The 21115-nt window shown below is 40.4% G+C and carries 15 protein-coding genes; 6 read left to right on the top strand and 9 right to left on the bottom strand.

Annotated features, from left to right (window positions below):
• From nqrC to cmk, 5 genes are all read right to left on the bottom strand, one after another.
• The gene (nqrC, locus tag J4E76_RS19560; protein WP_208506489.1) at positions 1-765 is read right to left on the bottom strand and encodes an NADH:ubiquinone reductase (Na(+)-transporting) subunit C; all 765 of its coding nucleotides are present in this window, start codon (positions 763-765) and stop codon (positions 1-3) included.
• Positions 755-1972: an NADH:ubiquinone reductase (Na(+)-transporting) subunit B gene (locus J4E76_RS19555; protein WP_208506488.1), complete on the bottom strand. Its 1218-nt coding sequence runs from the start codon at positions 1970-1972 to the stop codon at positions 755-757. Before J4E76_RS19555 ends, nqrC begins: the two co-directional genes overlap by 11 nt.
• A 5-nt stretch (positions 1973-1977) precedes the next feature.
• The gene (locus J4E76_RS19550; RefSeq protein WP_208506487.1) at positions 1978-3345 is read right to left on the bottom strand and encodes a Na(+)-translocating NADH-quinone reductase subunit A; all 1368 of its coding nucleotides are present in this window, start codon (positions 3343-3345) and stop codon (positions 1978-1980) included.
• A gap of 143 nt (positions 3346-3488) precedes the next feature.
• Positions 3489-4382, bottom strand: coding sequence for a 4-hydroxy-3-methylbut-2-enyl diphosphate reductase (locus J4E76_RS19545; RefSeq protein ID WP_208506486.1), 894 nt, complete (start codon positions 4380-4382; stop codon positions 3489-3491).
• Positions 4383-4391: 9 nt separating this feature from the next.
• Positions 4392-5078 carry a (d)CMP kinase gene (gene cmk, locus J4E76_RS19540; protein ID WP_208506485.1) on the bottom strand — a complete coding sequence of 229 codons (687 nt, stop codon included), beginning with the start codon at positions 5076-5078 and terminating at the stop codon, positions 4392-4394.
• Between the two features lie 82 nt (positions 5079-5160).
• On the opposite strand from cmk, the gene ade reads away from it, so the two are divergent.
• From ade to J4E76_RS19510, 6 genes are all read left to right on the top strand, one after another.
• Positions 5161-6792: an adenine deaminase gene (ade, locus tag J4E76_RS19535; protein ID WP_208506484.1), complete on the top strand. Its 1632-nt coding sequence runs from the start codon at positions 5161-5163 to the stop codon at positions 6790-6792.
• Between the two features lie 71 nt (positions 6793-6863).
• Positions 6864-8153 carry a hypothetical protein gene (locus J4E76_RS19530; RefSeq protein WP_208506483.1) on the top strand — a complete coding sequence of 430 codons (1290 nt, stop codon included), beginning with the start codon at positions 6864-6866 and terminating at the stop codon, positions 8151-8153.
• A gap of 197 nt (positions 8154-8350) precedes the next feature.
• Positions 8351-9667 (top strand): hypothetical protein, encoded by a 1317-nt coding sequence (locus J4E76_RS19525; RefSeq protein WP_208506482.1) that lies wholly within the window; start codon positions 8351-8353, stop codon positions 9665-9667.
• A complete protein-coding gene (locus J4E76_RS19520) occupies positions 9667-9945 on the top strand; it encodes a hypothetical protein (RefSeq protein ID WP_208506481.1) in 279 nt (92 codons plus the stop codon). Before J4E76_RS19525 ends, J4E76_RS19520 begins: the two co-directional genes overlap by 1 nt.
• A gap of 86 nt (positions 9946-10031) precedes the next feature.
• Positions 10032-10490, top strand: coding sequence for a hypothetical protein (locus tag J4E76_RS19515; protein WP_208506480.1), 459 nt, complete (start codon positions 10032-10034; stop codon positions 10488-10490).
• 99 nt (positions 10491-10589) lie between these two features.
• Complete coding sequence (locus J4E76_RS19510) at positions 10590-11480, top strand: lipopolysaccharide assembly protein LapB (RefSeq protein WP_208506479.1); 891 nt, start codon at positions 10590-10592, stop codon at positions 11478-11480.
• Positions 11481-11482: 2 nt separating this feature from the next.
• On the opposite strand, the gene J4E76_RS19505 is transcribed toward J4E76_RS19510, so the two are convergent.
• Genes J4E76_RS19505 through J4E76_RS19490 form a run of 4 tightly spaced genes read right to left on the bottom strand, consistent with a single transcriptional unit; the run spans position 11483 to position 21105 of the window.
• Positions 11483-13864 (bottom strand): ABC transporter permease, encoded by a 2382-nt coding sequence (locus J4E76_RS19505; RefSeq protein ID WP_208506478.1) that lies wholly within the window; start codon positions 13862-13864, stop codon positions 11483-11485.
• Between the two features lies 1 nt (position 13865).
• The gene (locus tag J4E76_RS19500; RefSeq protein ID WP_208506477.1) at positions 13866-16316 is read right to left on the bottom strand and encodes an ABC transporter permease; all 2451 of its coding nucleotides are present in this window, start codon (positions 16314-16316) and stop codon (positions 13866-13868) included.
• Entirely contained in the window at positions 16309-18708 is a 2400-nt protein-coding gene (locus J4E76_RS19495) for an ABC transporter permease (protein WP_208506476.1), read from the bottom strand. The genes J4E76_RS19500 and J4E76_RS19495 overlap by 8 nt, the downstream gene beginning before the upstream one ends.
• A 3-nt stretch (positions 18709-18711) precedes the next feature.
• A complete protein-coding gene (locus J4E76_RS19490) occupies positions 18712-21105 on the bottom strand; it encodes an ABC transporter permease (RefSeq protein WP_208506475.1) in 2394 nt (797 codons plus the stop codon).
• Positions 21106-21115: the final 10 nt, after the last annotated feature.

The following is a 21115-nucleotide window of genomic DNA, read 5'->3' as shown; positions in this document are numbered from 1 at the left end:
CTATTGGTTATTCAATGACATTGCGCCACCTTTCACATGTTTATCAAAATACTTCTGATAGTAGCTGATATAATTCAGCAGCATATCATTTACTCCGTTAGCAGTTAAAGTGGCTCCTGCCATACCATCAACTCTAGTTGGTCCTAACCTGTCTTCAGGAGTCTTTTCTCCTTTAACCATGGTAATGGCCACAAACTCACCGTTTGCGTCATAAAGACTCTTCTTTTGGTAGCGCTCCTGAATTTCGTCTGAGGTAATTCTTGCACCAAGACCTGGTGTTTCACCTTTATGATCGAAACTAACACCTCTAACCGTTTTCAGGTCAGGGTTAATTGCAACAAAGCCCCAAATGGCATCCCATAGTCCAGCTCCGAATACTGGAAGGATGTATGCCTCCTCTCCATTCGCGCTGTATTTAAAAACAGGGTACATTCTATCTTCTACAGATTTCTTGTAGTTTTTCTCAACGTTCACCTCTTCGGCAACCATTGGTCCACCCTTCTCATTAGTATCAACAAGATTACCTTGGTAATCTGTCACAACACTATTGATTACTTCAGCATAGCGAGCAAGAATTTGTTCTGGCTCCATATCTGCAAGGGCTTCTTTCTCAGATGGAATGGCACCGAGAATTTGCTTCTTAGTATCCAAATCCTGCGCTTTCTTCTGAGTTGGTCCTAAAACCTGAGATACTCCAGAAAGCAAGCCTCCTAATACTGCTGTGAGTACTAGTGAGAATATGATAATGTATCTATTAGACTGCACGAGCTATCCTCCTTTTCTTATTTGCTTGAACTACATAAAAGTCAATCAGTGGAGCGAATACATTCATAAATAGAACAGCTAGCATGATTCCTTCCGGATAAGCTGGGTTCAATACCCTGATTACCACAGTTAACATACCTATTAACACTCCATATATCCATTTCCCTGTCTCTGTTTGTGCAGCAGACACAGGATCTGTCGCCATAAAGACAGCACCGAATGCAAGACCACCCAATACCAAGTGATAGTGAGCAGGTAAAAGCATAAACTCATTAGCACCCGCTAGGTTAAAGATTGTACCCATTGCGAAAGCTCCTGCGAAAACACTTACAATAATTTTCCAACTACCAACTCCGGTAGCGATAAGTATAAGACCTCCAATGAGGGCCATTAATGTCGAAGTCTCCCCAATAGAACCAGGGATACCCCCTATTAGCATATTTTGGAAACTGAAGAAGTCACCACCAAATGGTGACGCCAACATATTGTTTGCTTGATTCAAGCCTTCAACAACAGATTGACTTCCTTCAATCGACACGTTATTGGCTACTGCAAGCGCTGTAGCTCCTGAAAAACCATTAACCGCAGTATCTCCACCTAGTTGCGTCCATACATCTCCTGAAATCTGCAACGGGTAGGCAAAATACAAGAATGCTCTTGAGGTCATGGCAACGTTAAGAACGTTCATACCAGTACCTCCAAAAATCTCCTTACCTACTACAACACCAAAGATTGTAGCTAAAGCTACCTGCCATAATGGAATAGTTGGAGGAACGATCAATGGAATTAACATCCCTGTTACAAGGAAGCCTTCGTTAATTGGGTGTTTTCTGATTACTGCAAAAACTGCCTCAATCAATCCACCTGCAGCGTAAGACACTAAAACGATAGGTAGTACCCACCTTGAACCGAAGAGTAAATTGTCAATTGAGAAGAAGGATGTCGCCTCTCCAATCGCTACGTGATGCTGGTAACCGACATTGAATATACCCCAGATTAGACATGGAATCATTGCGATTACCACAGTCATCATCATTCGTTTCAAGTCGATGGCATCTCTTACCTGAACACCTTTATTGTTTGCCGTACTTGCTGGCGAAAACATAAACGTTTCACCTGCTTCAAAAAGGTAGTATAGCTTTTCTAGCTTACCGCCCTTTTCGAACATAGGCTTCTGTTTCTCTAAAATCTTATGTAAAAACTTCATCCTAATTATCCGTTTTGCATCAATTCAAGGCCTTCTCTAACTATCTGCTGGATGTCATGCTTAGAAACATCAACATACTCGCAAAGTGCTAAGTCTTCTTCGATGATTTCGTAAATCCCTAGAGCTTCCATGTTATCAAAGTCCTCGGCCATAATGGCTTTAACCAGATAAGTAGGATAGATATCCATTGGCGTAACCTTTTCGAAAGTGCCTGTTTGCACAAAGGCACGAGGTTCACCGTTGGTATTCGTATCTAGAACATACTCCTTATTCTTTCCATTAAGGAAAGAGAATAGTCCCCATGCTCTATGGAAACTTAATACTTCTTTCCTCGGCATAATCCAACCTAGGAAATCAGCGTGGTCACCTTCAGGAATAACTGAGAGTAAGTTATCATAGAAACCTATGTAACCATCTTTTTCAATTCTTTCGCCTGTAAGGACGTTTCCTGAAATGAATCTAACATGATCATTTTTCAGATTTCCTTCAGTCAGCTTATTGACTCCCGACCCTGTGTAAGTTTTGAAGTACTGCGGTTTGCTTACCTCAGAACCTGCAACTGCCACGAGCCTTGAAGCATCGTAAACACCTTTCAGGAAGAGTTTACCAACCTGAGCCACACCATAAGGAGTAATGGTCCAAACAACTTCACCTTTCCCAATAGGATCTAGGTGATGGATTTGAACACCAACATTACCTGCCGGGTGTGGACCACTGATTTTATTGTTTTCAACGCCTTCGATATTTGCGAATACAGTTGACACTTCTCCGTTTAGATCATGATTCAAGTGAACCTTGCCTGATGTGAATTTCTTCAACACTTCAACACCAGCCTTGAATGCCTCCTCTTCACCCTTGAGGGTAAAAGCAATATCCGCAGACAATGGGTGGGTATCAAAAGAAGAAATAAATATGGCTTTTGGGGTATCGGCTTCATTGGCTACTACACCATATGGCCTTTGAATCAAGTTGGACCAAACACCGCCTTTAGTCATTTGCGCTTGTGCATCTTCTCTCGAAAGGCTGCGCAAGTCAGAATCACTATAAGTTTGGAATGTTTCGTACTCAATTTCTTTGTCAGCCAAGATTTTAATCTCTAACAATTTTCTCTTGGCTCCCCTCTTCACTTCGACAATCTCTCCACTTACAGGAGAGCAAACCATCACATTTTCCTGCATCTTATCATAAAGTACAGGTGTACCAGCCTTCACGGTGTCGCCCTCAGCTACAAAGAGCTTAGGTCTTTTCATACCGATAAAATCAGTCGGCTTTATAGCAAACGTTTCCGAAGGAGGGGTACTCGCGATTGTCTTTTCAGCCTTTCCGGCTAGGTTAATGTCAAAGCCTTTTTTCAGCTTTACAGTTTTGGACATACTCTTTTAGTTGCGAATCACTAAGGTTGATCAAAATCGAGGCAAAAATAATACATTTGCACTCATATAAAAGGGTTAATCTGACCTTTTTAAAGGACTATCAAACCCCACAATTTCTTATACTCAATTACCAGGGTATAAACTTATACCGAGACAGTTTCTGAGAATGATTTTTTAATGTGATCTGCAACGTTTTGCATTAACCACATTGGTGTAGAAGTAGCACCACACACGCCTACTTTATCACTAGCTTCAAACCAGTCTAAATCTACCTCATTTTCATTCTCTACGAAGTAACTGCGTTCATTCTCCTTTTTGCATACTCCATACAATGCTTTACCATTTGAGCTCTTTTTGCCACTTACAAAGATGATCACGTTCACTTCGTTGGCAAACTTCTGAAGCTGAGGTTCGCGGTTTGAAACCTGGCGACAAATACTATCATTCGCAGTAAAGTCAATCTCTTCAAAATTTCCCTTCGCCTCTCGGATTCTCTCCTCGATCATAGATCGTATCCTGTAGAAACCCTTAGTGCTCTTAGTTGTTTGAGAAAATAGCGTAACTGGCCTATTAAAATCTATCTTTTCCAGATCTGCATCTTCCATCACAATGATGGCATTATTATTCGTTTGCCCCGTAAGGCCAATCACTTCGGCATGACCCGTTTTTCCATAAATGACTATTTGGCCATCTACCTTGTTAATTTTATCATAAGCGACCTTTACCCTATTCTGAAGTTTCAGTACTACAGGGCAGGAGGCGTCTATCAACTCAATATTATTTTCTAAGGCGAGCTGGTAGGTTTCTGGCGGTTCGCCATGTGCTCTGATCAAGACTTTGGAATCCCTAATTCCCTTTAGCTCTTCCCTATCTATTATTTGAAGGCCTTGGTTTTTGAGGCGCTGAACCTCCATGCTATTGTGAACTATGTCGCCAAGACAGTAAAGGTCACCATCGACCATTTCATCTTCTGCCATTTGAATAGCGAACTCAACTCCAAAACAATATCCCGAATTTTGATCTATCGTTACTTGCATCCCACTTCTTTATTCTACCTTCTCAATGCGACTTTCAGCCAAATTTAACACTTTTTGAACTTGATCATCGAACCTCAAATCCGAAGTATCAATTTCAATTGCATCTTCTACTTTAATTAACGGACTCTCTGCTCTGGTAGAGTCCTGATGATCGCGCGATTCCAGGTTCTCTATGATGTCATCCAAAGCCACGGTTTCTCCTTTCTCAGCAAGTTCTTCTTGTCTCCTTTTCGCTCTCACTGCAGTACTTGCAGTCATGAAAACTTTCAGTTCTGCATCAGGAAAGACCACCGAGCCAATATCACGTCCGTCCATTACAACGCCCTTGTGGCGACCCATTTCCTGCTGTTGAGCAACCATAGCCACCCTAACTTCCTTAATGGCAGAGACTGGGCTCACCATTTCAGAAACGTACATTTTACGTATCTCCTGCTCAACATTTTGTTGATTCAAAATGGTTTCGTTTTTCTGAGATTCTTGATTGAACTCAAAATCAATCTGGATATTAGAAAGAGCCTCCACCACTTCCTCATGGTTGGAAAGGTCAATCTTATGCTGAATGAAGTAGAGCGTAACAGCCCTATACATTGCACCAGTGTCAATAAATTTATAGTAAAGCGACTTTGCTACTGCCTTTGCTGTACTACTTTTTCCACAGCCGGAAAGACCGTCTATTGCAATGTTTATTTTGGACATTCTAAATCTTTGGGCAAATGTAATAGATCAAAGCTTTAAGTTTTAAATCTTAAGACAGAACTTAGGACCTTCATTAAGGCATATGAGTGATATGAAAATTTCAGGGCAAATCGTAGACGTTAGAAATAGAAGAATATATAAAGGAGAGATACATGTTTCTGGAAATAGGATTGTCTCGATTGAAGAGAAAGAAGATGTTGCCGATCAGTATATTTTGCCCGGTTTTATTGACTCGCATGTCCATGTAGAAAGTTCGATGCTCGTGCCTTCGGAATTTGCTCGCTTGGCAGTGGTTCACGGTACAGTAGCAACGGTTTCAGACCCTCATGAAATTGGCAATGTAATGGGTGTAGAAGGTGTTGAATATATGATTGAAAATGGCAAGCAAGTAAATTTCAAGTTCAACTTTGGTGCTCCCTCCTGCGTACCTGCTACTACTTTTGAGACCGCTGGTGCTGAAATCACTCCAGAAGAAGTTGAGTATTTACTCAAGAAACCTGAGATAAAATATTTGGCAGAAATGATGAACTGGCCGGGTGTTCTTTTCAATGACCAAACCGTCTACGAAAAACTAAACATTGCCAAAAGGCTAGGCAAACCGATCGATGGACACGCACCAGGTTTAAGAGGCGAACAAGCAGAGCAATACATTAAGGCAGGTATTTCTACAGATCATGAGTGCTTTACAGTAGACGAAGCAAGAGATAAGCTAAAGCATGGGATGAAGATTGCTATTCGCGAAGGCTCAGCAGCTAAGAACTTTGAGGCATTGGTTGAACTCTTTGGCGAAACACCTGAAATGCTCATGTTCTGCTCTGACGATAAACATCCGGATAACCTCGTTGAAAGTCATATTGATGATTTGGTGAAAAGAACCCTAGCAAAAGGTTACCAGCTGTTCGATGTATTACAAGCAGCATGCATCACCCCTATCGATCATTATAAGCTAGATGTTGGAGCACTTCAAGCAGGAGACTTTGCAGACTTCATAACAGTAGGCAACCTTGACGACTTCAATGTTCAGTCAACCTATATCAATGGAGAGTTGGTTGCCGAAAACGGTAAGAGCAATATTCCGAGAGTCAATAACACTGTTATCAATCAGTTCAATTGTGATCCAATAACGACCAGCGCTATTCAAGTAAAAGCAAGTTCTGATAAGGTTAATGTAATTGAGGCACTAGACGGTCAACTGATCACTAACTGCTTGGAATTAGATACTCTTAAAGATGAAAATGGTTTTGCGGTTTCCGATGTTAATCAGGACATGCTAAAAATGGTTGTTGTTAATAGGTATAACAATGCCGACCCAGCCATAGCTTTCATCAAGAACTTCAATTTAAAAGAGGGTGCCCTAGCATCTTCCGTGGGACACGATTCCCATAATATCATCGCAGTTGGTGTTGATGATGAATCAATAGTCGCGGCTATTAATTTAATTATTGAAGCAAAAGGTGGAGTGAGTGCAGTGTCTAAAAATAAAGAGCAAATACTGCCGCTTCCGGTAGCAGGAATTATGTCTGCGGGCGATGGTTATGAGATCGCTGAATCATACACGAAAATCGATCAAATGACCAAAGAAATGGGTAGTACGCTAGTTTCTCCATTTATGACACTCTCCTTTATGGCCCTGTTAGTTATACCTAATCTGAAGCTTAGTGACCTTGGTTTATTCGATGGCAAAAACTTTGAATTCAAGGCGCTTTTTAACTAATCAACTAATACCATAGTTGATTTTTGGCATATTTTTGGCTAACTTCTATGTGAACCTTAAATTAAAATGCCATGAGAGTTAAGTATATCTTTCTATTCATCCTGGCTATATCATACATAAGTGCGATTGCACAGGATGTTTCAAAACAGGAAATCAAGAACCACTATGCCAGCGCAAGCGATGACATGGGTTTCAAGAATTATAGCAAAGCTATACCTGACCTTCATTGGTTACTAAAAAACGCACCATCCTTTTCACAGAGCATTCAGGACGATGCGATTGAAGCTTTTGAAATATTGGCAAATCAGACTGAGGACAAACAACAGAGGTTAGTTCTTTTAGACTCTATGTTAATTGCTTTCGAATCTAAGAGAGAATACTTCGGCTTAAGCGATTTGGCAAAGAATAAACTCGCATTTCGATACTATAAGTATTTCAGAAACAGCCCTGAGAAATATGAGGCGGCTTATGAAGCCTTTGCGGATGTATTCAAAAAAACTGAAACAGTAATCAACAACAACTTGGTACCATACATCTATATGGCGAAGCAATATGACGATGCCTACAAAACTCTATCGATCGATCAGAAGAATAAGATCTATGATAAGATTCAAGGTCAAGTAGCAGCAAGAAAAGCCAATGGCGGTGATGCTTCGAGGTTAGATAAGTACATGTCTAACGTTGATAACATTTATATAAGGTTGCTTGGAAATGACATCTCTTGTGATGCTATGATCCGACTCGCGGGTGGTTTAAACCGAAGCGATAGTGTAAAAGTATCTAAGCGGCTTATGAGTTTGACTTTGGAGTCTAAATGCGGTCGTTCTGAGGTTTATCAACAGGCAATGGAATTGCTGGCTCGCAATGAACCTAACCCTGGTCTATTCAAAGTATTGGCTCAGTATGATGTAGCAGATGGGAAATACCTCGATGCAATTGACTTATATAAAAGAGCATTGGACCTAGAGGTGGGCAAGTCTAAAAAAGCAAGCATTCACTATGATATAGCTCAGCTCCATCAAATCAATATGGATAAGGTATCTGCTAGAGACCATGCGATGGCTTCTATTAAGCTTGACGTTGATAGGTCTGCGAAAGCATACTCTTTAATAGGACAGCTTTACATGCAAAGCTATAATGAGTGTGCTCAGGGGAACAACCCAGTAGAAGATAGGGCAGTATTCTTTGTTGCCTATGAAATGTTCGAGAAGGCTAAGGACTTGGCTGAAATGGAAGAAGCTAGAAAGCAATTCCCAACTAAATCAGTAGCTTTCAACTATGATATAGTAGCAGGAGACTTAATTACTGTTGGCTGCTGGATAAATTTAGAGACTAAGGTAAGGACCCGATCGAGCAATTAATTGTGTAAAGTTTCCTTAGCTTAGTATACTCAACCTTTAGAAAACCTTAACCTGAACTTACGCGTTTGCTTTTCGATATAAAAGCAACAATTAATTAACAGGTCAAACGAAAGCGGTTTTTAGAATCCTTGTATTTTTGTCGCCAATTATTTTGACGGATACACTATTACGTGTTCTAAAAGGTAAATACTCTAAATATGAAATATTTGAAACGCATAATTCTTGGGTTAATTCTTATCCAATCAGTTCAGCTTCATGCCCAGAAGCTCAATATGCCAGCAGATACCGAATTGGCATCTGAGGCGTCAAGACGATTCGCCTTATCGGTGGATGCTATCTCAATAAAGGAATATAGAGATGCTGCAAACGCACTTCATTGGTTAATGACTAATGTCCCTGAGTTGTATGATGGCATGTACATCAACTCATATAAGGCTTATGAAGAGCTTTCCAAAACAGCTTCGGATGAAGCACAGAAGCAGATGTTTCTTGATTCGATGATGCTTTCATTTGACAAAAAAGATGAAATCTATGGCTTGTCTGACAGAGAGAAAAACAACAAAGCTTATCGTTATTATAAATACTGGAAATCCGATAAATCAAGAATTGGCGCTGGTATGGAGGCCTATAAAGTAGTTTATGAGCAACCGAACAGTGTCATCAACAACAACATTGTGTCCTATATGGATATGGTCAGAAGGTATAGAGCCTACGGAAATGACTTCTCAAATGAAGAAGTAATTGATGTTTATAGTAAGGTGATGAATGTCATTGAAAAGAAAGCCGCAGATGGAGAAGATGCTGCCAAACTAACCAGATACAAAGCTGCAGTAAATGGCCTGTTGACACAAGTGATGGGTGATGATCTAAATTGTGACTTTATTGAAAAAAACCTCGCTCCTCCACTAGACCAAGGAGATGACCTTACGCTAGCCAAAAAAGTATTTGGTCTGTTGCTAGAAAGAGGGTGTGGAGATAATAAATATATAGAAATTGCTGCCAAGATCATTCAGAAACAAGAGCCTACCGAAGGCATTGCCAAGGTATTGGCACAGCGTGCTTTTGGTGATAAAGATTACGAAAATGCTTCTACTTTTTATATGGAGGCATTGAGTCTTTCTACTGACGATGAAAAAAAGGCCGACCTTCAAATGAATATTGCACAGTTGAATATAGCGCAAGGCAAAAAAGCAGAAGCACGGGCAGCCGCGTTAGAAGCAGCAAAGTTAGATCCATCAAAGGCTAATGAGGCGTATACCTACATTGCTAACATGTATATGAACAGCTTTGATGATTGCTCAAAAAAGCAAAGTCAAATAGACGATAGGTCCATTTTTATGGCAGCATATGACCTTTATCAAAGAGCTGGAAATAGTGCTGGAATGGCAGAAGCAAAAAAGCAATTCCCTACCGTTTCTGATGTATTTACTGCCAACAAAAAAGAAGGAGAATCTATCAGAGTGGGATGCTGGATTGGCGTAACCACCACTATTAAAACTAGACCAAGTAATTGATGAACAGTGACAAAATCCTTCAGGAGCTTAGAGAAAAGATTGATGAGCTTATAGATAAGGCAAGAGATGCTAGCGATGAGGTAAGAGAAGAGATGGAAGAAACCATAGAAGCTCTCAAAGTTCAACGCGACAAGCTTGAAGAAAAGTTAGAAGACTTTAAGCTGAAAAATGAGCCTAAGATCGAAGAAGCCAAGCATCACCTAAGATCAGCTGCTGATGAAATCGAACAAGCCTTTAAGAAGTTATTTCGAAAAGGACCAGGTGCCGAAGAATTATAGAAGGCCTTATAAAAGGTTTTGCAAGCCCTAGCCAACTGGTTAGGGCTTTTTTTATTCATGCGATCCACATATCTTCGAGTATGGCAATGAGCAGATCAGAAAAAATCACACAAGCAGGTGTAGTTGTTATTGCCGTCTGCGCGGTAGTAGTATCTGTGTGGCAAGTGAGAATATCTCAACAGCATAACCGAGTGAGTGTCATGCCCTATTTGAATGTTTTCTCTAGTTGGCAAACCGACAGCACTTGGCGATTAAATCTTATGAATGAAGGCATTGGACCCGCTATCATTAAGTCCACCGAACTAACTTATAATGGCAAAACCTATAGTCACTGGGATGCTGTGCTAGATGCGGCTGGACTTAGAAAGGACCGTGTCAACTCTACCAACATCAGTAATAATTCGCCATTCAGAATTGACAAAGAGATTGTCTTTATCGAATTAAAAGGTGATCCACGAAACCCGAAGCCCTTTGGCATTGACGTAGCTATAAAATACACCTCTATTTATGATGGAGAGATTCAAACACTGAAGAAGAGTTTTTAGAAAAGCGCACCTCAAATTACCCAAATGAGGTAAAACTTGATCGGATTTTCCCAAATCGTCAGGTAAAGGCAATAGTTTCAGGTATCAAAAATAGATACTATGAAAAAAATCAATTCACTTATTCTCCTACTCTTCTTAACAAGTCAGGTTTTAGCACAGGACTTGAAAGAGACCGCTCTCAAACATTTTACAAATCAAGAATGGGAAGATGCCTCTGCCAACTACCTGAAGTATCTAAAAAGTAATGATGGTGACTCGTTGGACTGGTATAATCTGGCTTTAAGCCATTCTCGATTGAGCAAGCACGAAAAGGCGATTGAATATTTCAATGAAGCAAAAAAACGCAACTTCCCTCCTGTCTTTATATCCTTTGGCATGAGTAAATCTTATGCTGCACTCAAAGATGAAACCAAAATGATCGAGGTTCTTAGTGCTGCCGCTAACAATGGACTCAATGCTATCAATTTACTTCAAAATGATCCTGCATTTGAAGAATATAGATCTTCAGCTCCTTTTATTGAAGTTTTGAAAAAAGTAGAACAGAATGCTTACCCATGCCTTGGCAAAGCAAATTACCGGCATTTTGATTTCTGGATTGGCGAATGGGATGTAATGGTCAACGGAACAAAAGTTGGAGACAATTCTATTACTATGGCAAAAGGCGGATGTGCCATTCATGAGAATTATAAAACTGCAGGAAACTATGCTGGGCAAAGTATAAACTTCTATGACCCAATTGACAAGAAGTGGCACCAACACTGGGTCGGAAGCGGTGGAGATGTCTATAATTACCTTGAAACCAAAAGGGAACCGGGGCTATTACAGTTTCAAAGTAAAGTCATGGGGCCTACAGGCAACATATCCCTATCAAGACTAACATTTACCTTGAATCAAGACGGCACAGTGCGTCAACTCTTTGAAGGGTCAACAGATGATGGAAAAACCTGGACAGCAGGCTTTGATGGTTTGTACATGAAGAAGAGTAATTAGGACTACTCGTTTCTCAAAGTTGTAGCAGGGTTCACCATAGCCGTTTTAAAGGATTGAAAGCATACGGTTCCAATACCAATAATCACTGCCAAACCACCTGCTGCAATGAAGGGCCAAATACTCAATACTATCCTATTTGCGAAGCCTTCGAGCCATAGATTTATGCCGTAAAAAGCAACGGGTACTGCAACAACAAACGCTAATAGAATAAGCTTTAAGAAGCCTCCTCCAAAGTGCCTCACAATATCCGACACATTAGCTCCTAATACCTTTCTAACTCCAAATTCATGCATTCGTTGATCTGCGGTGAATGCAGCAAGACCAAACAGACCTAAGCATGAAATGAGTATAGCGAAAACAGTAAATACTAACACCGCACTAGCATTATCTTGTTCAGCTTGAATTTGTCCTTCGTAGTTTTCATTTAAGTAATAATACTCAAATGGTTCTCCCGTAAACTGAGACCAGACGCGTTCGACATCTCTCGGAGAAATAGTTTTCGGATCTATTTGGGCCGCTAGGATATTTTTTTGAGCCTCTGGTGTATATATAAACATAGCAGGACCAATTTTGTCTCTCAGTCCTCCATAGTAGAAGTCATCTACAACACCTATCACTGTCCAGTACCCACCAATCACCTGACCAATTGCATCATCATATCCAAGCGACATAGCGGCTGTTTTGTTAATTACAATCAATGAATCGTATTGCTGTTTATCAGGGTCAAACCATTCTCCAGTTATCAGATCTAAGTCAAGAACTTCCTCGAAATACTCATCTGCATAGAAATGATCCAAGGTTATTGAATTCTCCGCATCCAAAGCTATTGAGGTGTTTGCCGAAGAGCCATCAGCTGGCAATCTATGTGTAAAACTAGCTTGCGATACACCAGCATTGCGCATTAATTCATCCTTAAATGCAAGGCGCGAGTTCTTAAGCACAGGCATATTTTTTATAACCATAACTTGGTCCTTATTGAACCCTAAGTCCAATTCTTTCAGGTGCTTAAGCTGATTACTAATAAAGATGCTGCCAATGATCAGTGTAGTGGATATAGCAAACTGCAAAACCACAAGACTATTTCGGAGTGTCTTCGCAGAAGCAAGGTTCAACACCCTACCTAACTTCAGTCCTTTTAATAGTGGAATCATCTTTGCCGAAGAAAGGTATAGTGCTGGATACATACCTGACATTATTCCCAAGCAAAACACAAAAATCAATAGGTAAACCAACAGCACTGGGTAGGTCAATAGGGATACCATTATATCTCCATTCCAATAAATGTTGATTAATCTAATAAATAGCTCAGAAAGCCCTGCTCCTAATACTGTTGAAAGAAAAGTAATGAATAGACTCTCCGTCAGAAAATAAGTTGTTAACCGTCCTCTACTAGCCCCTAACACCTTTCTTACACCTATTTCCTTGGTACGCTGAGATGATTTTGCAGTAGTCAAATTCATGAAATTCACGGATGCCACAAAGAGGATGAATATGGCAATGATCAATAGTGTTATGCGCGTTTGCTTGTCACCATTTTGATAGATCTCAAACAGTACATTTGATTCTAGGTAGATATCCCCAAGAGGTTTGGCAAAGAAGACAACCTTATTTTGCCCTTTTCCCCATTCTTCAAAAGATAGTTCTTTTGTGGGGTGCATTAACGGATAGATTTCCGCTCGGCTCAGTTCATCTAGCTGTGTCTTTAATTGTTCAGCTGTAACATTCCTCTTTAGCTTGACATAGGAATAGGCGTTAATACCATACCAGCTATATAGGTCATACTTGACGGGGAAAAAGCTTGTGAACAATACATCGAAGTCAAGATGAGACTTGAAGACACTTTTCTTAACTACCCCAGAAACATTGAAGGGGCCGAAATCAGGATGCGTTATTGTTTTACCTAGGACGTCAATGGTTCCAAATAGGGTTATTGCTGCCTTCTCGCTTAATACTACTTTGCTTCTTCCATTTAGTGCCGTTGCTCTTTCGCCCACCAAAAATTCATAATCGAAGAGCTTAAAATAGTTGCTATCTGCAGAGAAAATCTTCCCAACCTTATACCTATTCTCTTCTACAATAACTGGGGTTCCACTACCAAGATTACTCACCCGCGTATGGGCGTCAACCTGAGGAAAGTCACCAAGTCGAAACTCTAAATTGGATGAGGTAGTAGCCACCATCCCCATGTTCATAAAGTCCTCTTCTATGCGATAAATATTTTCACTACTCGAGAAGCCCTTCTCATAAGTGTTCTCTTGAAAGAGGTAGAGAGAAATAACCAGGAAACAACCAATTCCAATACTAAGTCCTAATACATTCAAAGTTGAAAGCAAAGGATGCCTTCTAAATGATCTAATAAAGGTTTTAAGGTAATTGACTATCATGCTATTCGTCTTTAAGGTTTTCAATAGGATTCGAAGAAACTGTCTTCAACGAGTGGTAAATAACGGTTAATGCTGCTATGAGTATTGTACCTAAAAAGGCAAGTCCAAACGGCTGCAGGCCTAAATCTGTTCTATAAGCAAAATTGGACAGCCAATTATTCATTAGACCGTAGGCAATTACACTAGCAAAAATGAAGGCAACTATGATTAACCTAAAATAGCCCTTGAACAAAAGAGACAACAAAGAAGAGGTAGTGGCGCCTAATACTTTACGGATACTTATTTCCTTGATTCTTTGATTGCTTGTGAAAGACGCCAACCCAAACAACCCTAGGCATGCTATGACAATAGCAAGCGCAGTAAATCCGTTAAAAACTTTGCTCAACCTTAACTCAGACTTGAATAGTTTGTCAAAATCACTATCTAAGAAACTATAAACCATTGGTACATTTGGCTCAAACTCAGACCAGGATGTTGCTAGAGCCTCAATGTGCTGTTCCAAATCACCGGGAGCTATTCTAATAGTAATGTAGTCTTTGAAGTCAAAGTTATCGAGATACTCTAGTGCCAGTCCACTCACAGCTCTGTCGAAAGACTGTAGGTTTAGGTCCTTTATTACACCAATTACTTGCACTCTTCTTTCGTCATTGGCACCTTGGTTGATGGTAATAAACTTTCCAATTGGTTCCTCCAATCTCAATTCTTTGGCTGCGGTTTGATTTAATATTAAGGCCATACTATCAGAAGCAATTAGCGGATCAAACCCCCGACCTTCTAACAACTCTACTTCCATAGTTTGCAAAAACGATTCATCCACCTCGAACCAAGTCAGACCGGTACTCAAGCTAGAGCCTTCTAAGGTGAAGTCACGCCTCATATATTGTGCTAGACCGGGGATTCCTGTAGTGAAGCTGGCACTTAGTAGGCCGGGCTTTAATTTCAAAGCATTTTTAAATTCATTCCTCCTCTCGTCAATTTCTCGGTCATTCTGAATAACAATGACATTCTCCTTGTCAAAACCCAAATCCTTCCTTTGGATATAGTCCACCTGTCTATTAATTATAGCCGTGGAAACAATTAATGTCATAGACACAACAAACTGGAAGGTCACCAGGCCATTTCTTATTCGTTTTTCCCCAGGGCCGCTTGAAACATTACCCTTAAGTACCTGAGAGGGTTTGAAACGTGTAAGGTATAGTGCTGGATAAAGGCCTGCTATAAGGCCGAGTGCTATGGTAAGACTAATAATGGCTATCAAAACATCAGCCTGTCTAATAAAACTTGTTTTGATAATCCAGCCGAATTGAGGTGCCAGGGTCTCGGATAGAAATTCAATCAAGCCAAATGCCACCAATAATGCTATAAAGCTCATTAATAGTGACTCGGTCAAAAATTGACAAATTAATTGACCTCGCTGAGAGCCCAATACCTTTCTTACCCCTATCTCCTTAGCTCTGACAGCAGACCTAGCTGTTGTCAGGTTAATAAAGTTAACGCAGGCTAAGATTATAATAAAGACCGCTATCGCAATCATGGCTTGTACATAAGTAATGTTACCATTTGGCCTCATTTCTCGCAGTAGAGATGACTTTAGGTGAATGGACTCTATTGATTGCCAAGAATAACTCATATCCAGACCCTGACTCCGGAGTTCCTCCAAGTCTACATCAAAGTGTTTTACAGCATGATCACCCACGATACTTTCGAGTTGACCATCCAAATTCTTCAAAGACTCTGCTGTATTGTCTTTGAGTCTTATGTAAGTATAGAATGCCAACCACCCCCAATTGGGTTGATTCAGAACAACATCGTTTTCAGGCGTCAATAGCATATCAAACTGAAAGTGAGAGTTCTCTGGTTGATCTGGCAGGACTCCTGTTACCAGCCATTTGGTCCCTCCATCTCCTCCTCCTCCGAGGCTTCTCCCCACGATGTTTCCAGTCTCAAAAGCTTCTTTACCAAAATACCTTATGGCTGTGGACTTAGGCATTACAACTGACCTAGGTTGGGAAAACATTGTTTCTCTATTTCCAGCTAAAACCCCGTGATCAAGTACATCAAGGAAGCCGTCTTCGACCATCCAGGCGTTTGTTTCACGAAAAGGACTTTCAAAATCGTGATCTGCTCGCATCGTGAAGTCACCTCCTTTATACACTCTGGTAATCGCTTGGACTCCAGGGGATATTTCCGCCAAGTGAGGCGCCAATGGTGGTGGTGTAGTGGCAAATTTCTCATCAGCTCCCTCTTGTCCCCAGTTGGTATTCAGCCGATAAATATGAGAGGAGTCCTTATAAAATTTATCATAACTCGTCTCTTGCTGAATATAAAAAGTGATCAACAAACAAGATGCAAAACCAATTGACAGACCGGCAATATTAATGACTGCAGACAGCCTATGTTTATTCAAACTTCTGACTGCAGTCTTTATATATGTACCTAGAGCATTATTCATCTCTTAGTGAATCAAGGGGGTTAACATTCGAAGCCCTCAGCGTTTGAAAGCTTACTAAGGCTATTGAAATGACCATTAGACTTATAGCAATGGCCGTATAAGTACCAAAGGAATACTCAACATGGTATGCAAAGTTTTCGAGCCAATTATTCACCAACAGGTATGAAACAGGCAAGCCTAAAACCACCCCCACACCGATAATTTTGAAATAACTAGTCGATAAAAGTCGGGCTAGGCTCTTTCCTGTGGCTCCTAAAACCTTCCTTAAGCTAATTTCTCTTTTTCTCGAAGCAAGGGTCAAATTTGAAATACCATATAGTCCCAAAAAGCAGATGAGAATCGAAATCATTGATGCATACTGCGTAGTCTTTGAAAGCTTAATCTCATTCTCATAAATCTGGCTCATTGCATCGTCTAAAAAATAGAAGTCAAAAGCATTATTCTGCTCAACTTCACTCCATACTTCTGACAGGTAAGTGATTGTCTCATTGAAGCCATCTTTTGAAATCTGAACTATATTAGAATTACCACCGACCGTGTTTTTCGAGTCATTCTGAAGGAAAAGTGACTCAATAGGCTCATACAGAGAGCCATAATTATAGTCCTCGATAACTCCAACGACATTGTAGATGGTCTCTTCAAAGCCAGACCTGCCGGTCATAACGAGCTTTTGAGACAAGGCCTCTGAAGGACTCCAGCCTAAAGATTCAACAGCCCTACGGTTTAGAATTAGAGTATTTTGGTTGTCCCTATCCTCAAAATTTCGACCAGCCAGAAACTCTAGCTTCAGTATTTCTGAGTACTGTTCTGAAACCCATACGCCATTAGTCCTTATACCCTCACCTGAAGTATTACTTGGCTTAATATTTCTAGTAAGAGGATTTCTATAACCCGGGATAGCCGTAAGGGAAGCTATGGCCTTGATATTAGCATTATTGGCCACTTTTTCGCGTATAAGCAAATTCGATTTGCTCGAAATTCTAGGCAAAACTATAATTGGGTTTTCATTGAATCCCAATCCATTCGCTTTTACATATGAAAGCTGGCTATTAATGATAGCTACTCCTGAAATCACCAATACAGATATAAAGAACTGGAAGGCCAAAAGACTATTCCTCACAGAACTACCTGAAATGCTCAGCGGGATTTTACCTTTAAGTAGATTTTTTGTCTGAAACCTTGATATGATGAGTGCTGGGTAAAACCCTGAAGCTAAGCCAATAACCAATGGAGTAATTAGAATAGTCATCAGAAGCGATCCATTCTGAAAAACATTAAAATTTAAGGCTAGATCAAAGTTTGAATTGATCATTGGAATCAATCTTTCCACTGATACCCCTGCAATTATCATGGCCAAGAAGGCAAGTACTATGGCTTCTAGTAAAAACTGAAGAATGAGCCCACCTCGAGAAGCTCCGACCACTTTTCTTATCGCAACCTCTTTGATTCGTCTTATGGATCGGGCAGTCATTAAATTGATAAAATTAACGGCTGCCAGAATAAGAACGACTAGCCCGAATGAACCGAAAACATAGAGGTAGGTCATATTTCCATTAATACCTGGCTCGTTCAGTTTTGCATCAAAGTAAACATCATCAAGAGCCTGAACAGAATATTGAATGTTATCTCTATCAACCTGATACTTCTTTTGTATATCTAGCAAAGACTCATCAAGCTTGGACTTGGCAGTGCCTGGCAAAGCCTTAAAGTAGGTGTAAACGTATAGGTAATTCCAGTTTCCATTGAGTCCACTATTCCAAAAATTAACTGCAGACTCATCGTGAATGAGCATGTCATACGATAAATGACTCGGTGCACCTGAAGACTTAAAAACACCCGATACGATTAAGGATAAAGATCTTTGAGGGTCTTGATAAGTAAGAGTCTCCCCGACAGCATCAGCAGAAACTCCAAAAAATCTCTGAGCCAATCGGTCAGAAATAATCACCGTATTTGGTTCACTTAAATCACCGAGTTCAATTTCCCAATCGTGACTAAAGACCTCCAAGAAATTTTCATTGGTAAAGTAAATCTTATCGTTTGCTATTGACAGATTCTCATCCCCTGCTCTAAATGAAAATTGAGCAGCTGGAGAATAGAAACTTGTGGCTGCCGATACATTGGCTATTTCGTCTTTTATTGCATCAGCTAAGGGTTCGTAACTCACCGCATACTCCTCAGTCAGTCCCTCACTCCCCGTAAGTACTGTATTGACTCTAAAAGTAGAATTCCAGTCGGCAAGATGCCTATCTACAGATGACTCTCTCTGAATATAAATTGATATAATCAGAAACAGCATTAACCCTGTGGATAGTCCCACAAGGTTAATGATTGTATACTCTCTGTCCTTAACTAGTTTTCTGAAAGTAGATTTAAGGTAGCTTCTAAACATGGCCTACTCGTCTCTTAATGAATTTACTGGATTGGCTGTAGCTGCCCTGAGTGATCGATAACCAGTTGTAAACATGGCGATCAGCATTGATGCAATAATGGTACTAATGAAAATCAGAGGACCAATTGATATGCTGTACTCATATTCTTGAAGCCAAGTGTTCATGCCCAAATAACCGAGTGGAGCTGCCACTAAAAAGGCCAGACCAACAAGCTTGGCAAACTCACCACTGAAATTACCCACTAAGCTTGGTACAGTTGCTCCCAGCACTTTTCTAATACCGATCTCTTTAGACTTTTGATTCGCCATAAAAGCTACCAAACCATAAAGTCCAAGACATCCGATGAAAATCGAAATACCAGCAAAGGATGTCAACAACTGAGACATCTTTTTCTCATTCTCATAGAATGCTGCAATTTCTTCGTCCACAAACCTGTAGTCAAACTCATACTCTTCATGGAAATTCAACCAGATTTCTTCCAAGGCGCTTACTATCTCTTCAGTTCTTTCGGCATTAATCTTCAAGCCTACCGTATAGTTCTCGCCTGCATCGGAAAACATGACCATCGGCTCAATGGCATCTGAAAGCGTGGTGGCATGGTAATCCTCCACTACGCCTACAATTGGAAACTTTCTTCCCCACACGTTCACCGTTTCTCCAATGGCCGATACTGGATCTTTAACACCTGCCTTGATCAGAAAGGACTGGTTAACCACAAACTGGCTCATAGTATCACTTTTCACCACCCAATCACCAGCAAGCATCCTTAATCCGTAAGTTTCCTGGTATGCCTCATCTACTCTTTTAAACTGAATATCAATCTCTTGTCTTGTTGTATCATCAGTATAGTAATAGGCATTTGTGCCCATTACCGAACCAGAGAAAGGAGGGTGAGATGCGACTGAGGAAACTTTGACCCCAGGTATATCTGCAATCCTTGACTTCCATAGCTTTTGCTTCTCTAGGTCGTTTTCAGCCATTCGGAAGAACATGATGTTCTCTTTTTCATACCCCATGTCAACATTACTGAAGTAGTTCATTTGCTTAACGGCCACAATAGTTCCGAAAATCAACAGTTGACATAAGAAAAACTGGAAGACAACAAGGACTCGTCTGAGCGTCATGTTGCTACCTTTATTATCCAATGCACCTTTCAATGCATAAATAGGTTTTGCTCCCGATAACACAAATGCCGGATATAGCCCTGCCAACAAGGATACAAGCACCAACACTCCTACCAAGTATAAAATCAATGACAAATCACTGAGTAATGAAAAGTTGATTTCTAAATCGAAGAACTCATTAATCACTAGTGGAATCAACCTTTCAGTAAGAGCAATTGACACCAATAGAGAAAGAAATGTAATGGCGAAGGTCTCACCAAGAAAGCGCATTACCAGTTGCTTGCGGCTACTGCCTAGAACTTTTCGCATACCAACTTCTTTGGCCCTTTTTACAGCCATAGCAGTGGACATATTAATGAAGTTAAAACAGGCGGTTACAATCAAGAATATTCCGATAGCAGCATAAGTCCAAAGCATTTGCTTGGAAGAGCTTCTACTGAAAGTCCCAAAACGATCATCAAAGTGATATTCAGAAAAAGGAGCTAGTAAGAATGACCTTTCTTCTCTCTCCTCTTTGCTCCAATATTTTTCAACAAAATCAGGAAACTGATTATCAACATCAACTGCAGTGGTAGCCTCATCAAGCTCTACAAATAAAACATCATTACTACTTATACTTCCCCAACGGGTAAAACTACTCTCTGCTCCCTTAGTTTCCATGGACATGAAAATGCCAAAAGGAAAGTCTGAATCTTTTCTGGCGTCTTCTAAGACCGCTGTAATTAGAAGGTCTTTATTCTTATTAAGTCTAATAGTCTTACCTATGGCTGATTCATCTGGAAAGTACTTCTTTGCCATAGTCTCACTAAGAGCTGCTTTGTTAGGCTCTTTGAAAGCTTCGGCTACTGCACCTTCAAGAACCTTCCAATCAAACATCTCAAAGAAACTGGGTTGTACATATACGAGCTCAGGAGACTCTTCATAGTACTGGACATCTCCATCATTGCCAGTTACGGAAATCAAACCGTAAGATTCATGAGAAATCAATGTCGAGTTTGTAAGGCCAACGATATCCTCGGCAACAGCGGCACGCATTGGTAGTGGCACTCCTCCACCTGGATATTCATTCCCATCGATATAGTCGATATGACCTACACGATAAATTCGATCCAGCTTGGAGTGATATTGATTGAAACTCAACTCTTCTTTCACAATCATAAACATGATCAAGCTACAAGTTATCCCTAGCGTAAGACCAGAGATATTGATCAATGTAAATGCTCTGTTACGAGCGAAGTTTCTTAGTAAAATCTTTAGATAATTTCGAAGCATAGTGTTGTTG

Origin of the sequence: Roseivirga sp. E12 (assembly GCF_017592825.1) — a bacterium.
Classification (GTDB): domain Bacteria; phylum Bacteroidota; class Bacteroidia; order Cytophagales; family Cyclobacteriaceae; genus Roseivirga.
This window is presented reverse-complemented; position numbering and strand designations above follow the sequence as displayed.

Coding starts and splice junctions, on each gene's coding strand:
- J4E76_RS19490 (WP_208506475.1), bottom strand. CDS start 21,105: ATGCTTCGAAATTATCTAAAGATTTTACTAAGAAACTTCGCTCGTAAC.
- J4E76_RS19550 (WP_208506487.1), bottom strand. CDS start 3,345: ATGTCCAAAACTGTAAAGCTGAAAAAAGGCTTTGACATTAACCTAGCC.
- J4E76_RS19520 (WP_208506481.1), top strand. CDS start 9,667: ATGAACAGTGACAAAATCCTTCAGGAGCTTAGAGAAAAGATTGATGAG.
- ade (WP_208506484.1), top strand. CDS start 5,161: ATGAGTGATATGAAAATTTCAGGGCAAATCGTAGACGTTAGAAATAGA.
- J4E76_RS19555 (WP_208506488.1), bottom strand. CDS start 1,972: ATGAAGTTTTTACATAAGATTTTAGAGAAACAGAAGCCTATGTTCGAA.
- J4E76_RS19500 (WP_208506477.1), bottom strand. CDS start 16,316: ATGAATAATGCTCTAGGTACATATATAAAGACTGCAGTCAGAAGTTTG.
- J4E76_RS19530 (WP_208506483.1), top strand. CDS start 6,864: ATGAGAGTTAAGTATATCTTTCTATTCATCCTGGCTATATCATACATA.
- J4E76_RS19495 (WP_208506476.1), bottom strand. CDS start 18,708: ATGTTTAGAAGCTACCTTAAATCTACTTTCAGAAAACTAGTTAAGGAC.
- J4E76_RS19545 (WP_208506486.1), bottom strand. CDS start 4,382: ATGCAAGTAACGATAGATCAAAATTCGGGATATTGTTTTGGAGTTGAG.
- J4E76_RS19525 (WP_208506482.1), top strand. CDS start 8,351: ATGAAATATTTGAAACGCATAATTCTTGGGTTAATTCTTATCCAATCA.
- J4E76_RS19510 (WP_208506479.1), top strand. CDS start 10,590: ATGAAAAAAATCAATTCACTTATTCTCCTACTCTTCTTAACAAGTCAG.
- J4E76_RS19505 (WP_208506478.1), bottom strand. CDS start 13,864: ATGATAGTCAATTACCTTAAAACCTTTATTAGATCATTTAGAAGGCAT.
- J4E76_RS19515 (WP_208506480.1), top strand. CDS start 10,032: ATGAGCAGATCAGAAAAAATCACACAAGCAGGTGTAGTTGTTATTGCC.
- cmk (WP_208506485.1), bottom strand. CDS start 5,078: ATGTCCAAAATAAACATTGCAATAGACGGTCTTTCCGGCTGTGGAAAA.